General features: G+C 48.0%; 2 protein-coding genes. Both read right to left on the bottom strand.

The annotated features are described in order from the left end of the window. A partial coding sequence (locus tag FJZ26_05690; protein ID MBM3229900.1) for a protein BatD occupies positions 1–951 on the bottom strand: 951 nt, incomplete at its 3' end. Continuing rightward, a complete protein-coding gene (locus FJZ26_05685; GenBank protein ID MBM3229899.1) occupies positions 945–2,123 on the bottom strand; it encodes a hypothetical protein in 1,179 nt (392 codons plus the stop codon). The genes FJZ26_05690 and FJZ26_05685, both read right to left, overlap by 7 nt. Positions 2,124–2,172: the final 49 nt, after the last annotated feature.

Genomic DNA, 2,172 nt, shown 5'->3' with positions numbered 1-2,172 from the left:
CGTAAGCTTCAGCGGTTCATTAACTTGCGCTTCGGCGGCAGACAGTTGAGCGCGATAGGCGACAAAGCGGCCAACTCCTTCCACACGGTCGGTGGTGGGCAATGGACGCACCTTAATGGTCAGTTCGTTAGAGACCACATGCACCGGTTCATTGCTCCCTCCGAACATGGAGGCAAAAAAGTCATCGTCAAAAATGCTTGCCGCGCCTGCATTGCGGCGAACACGTACCGTTACATCCGTTGGAATAGGCCCCAGTGAAAAAGTTCCTTCTTTATTGGGGATAAGCATAAAGCGCTTTTCAATAATCAACCACGCGGTGCCGTTAATATTTTCTTGGCGTTGAGAGTGCTGCTTGGCCTCCTTAATCGAAAACTCATCAGCCTTAAAATTGCCCATGGTTGCATCCACCAGGCTGTAGGGGGAGTGTAGGATGTACGTTACCTCAATCGGTTCGCCAACCACAACCTCGTTTTTATTAGCAACGAGTTTAGAGGTCACTTCATGCCCCGAAGGTCTTCCTCCGACATTGCGCACCGGGATACTGGTAGCTTTGCCTACGTTGATGCTTACCGTGTTGGATTGTAGGGTTTGACCGTTGGCATGCATTTTGGCAGGTCCTAAGGTGTACGAACCCTCATGCTCCGCGCGGACCGTGAGGTGGTGGGTTAGAGTTGCTGTCATAGCGCCATTAATGTACTGGAAGTTATTGGAACGCTGTGTTTTCAGCACTTGTAATTGATTGAGCCCTTCTATATCAATATTGCCTGACGCGTTACTGCTAGCATCCAGACGGATGATGATGGTAAAGGGTTGATACACTTGCGTAGAGAAAGGCTGACCGGTAGATTGCCCCTCAATAGAAAGCGACAGGGTGCCAGCGTGAAGTAAAGACGCTGTAGCGAGCCAAACAGTAGCAAGAATTCGTTTCATTATGCCTCTTTCCTTTACCATGGTTTTTGTCCGTTATGTTGTGGCTGCTGGCTGCCCTGTAGCTGTTGCAAAATTAGGGATTTTTGTTGCTTGCCTTCACTAGCCTGTAAGTTTTCCAGTACAGCACGCATGCGGCGCTCTTGCATAGACTCTTGTTTTTTATCGTCACCATCCATAGAATTGGCTCCAGATGGTTGTTTCTGTTCTTCGCTACCCTGAGGTTGTCCATGTTGAGCGGATTGCTCGCTATTGTTCTTCTGGTTGTCGGTATTTTTGCCGTTCGCTTGCTGCTGGTCCCTCTCTTTGCCTTCCTGGTCCGAGGGCTGCGGTTTTTGTTGGCCACCACCTTTATTTTGCTTTTTGTCGTCTTTCTCTTGATCGTTCTTTACAGCATTATCGTCTGATGGTTGGTCTTTGCTGCCGTCGTTCTTCTGATCGTTTTTCTGACTGTCGTTTTGCTGATCTGACGTATTGTTTTTCTGGTTTTGGTCTTTGCTCTTGTTTTCGTCCTGCTGATCTTGTTTATTTTGCTCGTTTTGTTTTTGATCTTGGTCCTTTTTATCATCTTTCTTATCTTTGTCCTTATCCTTGTTCTGGTCTTTTTTATCCTGTTTTTGTTGCTCTTGCTTCTTTTTGCGCTTGAGCTTTTTTAGGGTCTCTTCGGCCTTCTCAAGGTTCTTCTGTGTTTTAGCATCGTTGGCATCTTTTTTATACCAGCTGCAGGCATTTTCCATGGTACTGATTGCGGTATCCAAAAGCTTGCTGTCCACATCGACCTTAGGGTCTTCCCACTTATCCGGTAACATGGCCAAGGTTTCCAACTCCAGCCCTTTAGCCGTGTTGAATTGGGCACGCTTTTCCAAGGTTTTGTTTTTGCCGGCGTTTTTATGAGCACGCATAAAGTTTTTGGCAGCTGATGCGTACTGTTTGGCGCGAAACTGTGCTACTCCCACGTTGTAATTGATGGTGGCATCATCGGGTTTGTGTGCCTGCTGCTCCAGCAGATTCTGTAGACGCTCAGCAGCTGCTTGTGCGTCCCCGGTTGCTGGTTGGCCTGCGTGCAGGTGATATGAAGAGCATAAGAAGAGCAAAAGGACACTGATGCCGCTCGTCCTGAGGAGCCCGTAGGGCGTCTCGAAGGATTCGAGCGCAAGATAGCCAATTGCAGTTTCGATCATATTCCTACCGCTCATAGTAACCACTCAAGGGCTAAAAAGATCCATGCAGCGCCTAAAAACCAAG

Source organism: Candidatus Parvarchaeota archaeon, assembly GCA_016866895.1.
Lineage (GTDB): Archaea > Micrarchaeota > Micrarchaeia > Anstonellales > VGKX01 > VGKX01.
This window is presented reverse-complemented; position numbering and strand designations above follow the sequence as displayed.

Bases quoted from the DNA above. Each gene is read 5' to 3' on its own strand.
- FJZ26_05685 (MBM3229899.1), bottom strand. From the start codon at position 2,123: ATGAGCGGTAGGAATATGATCGAAACTGCAATTGGCTATCTTGCGCTC.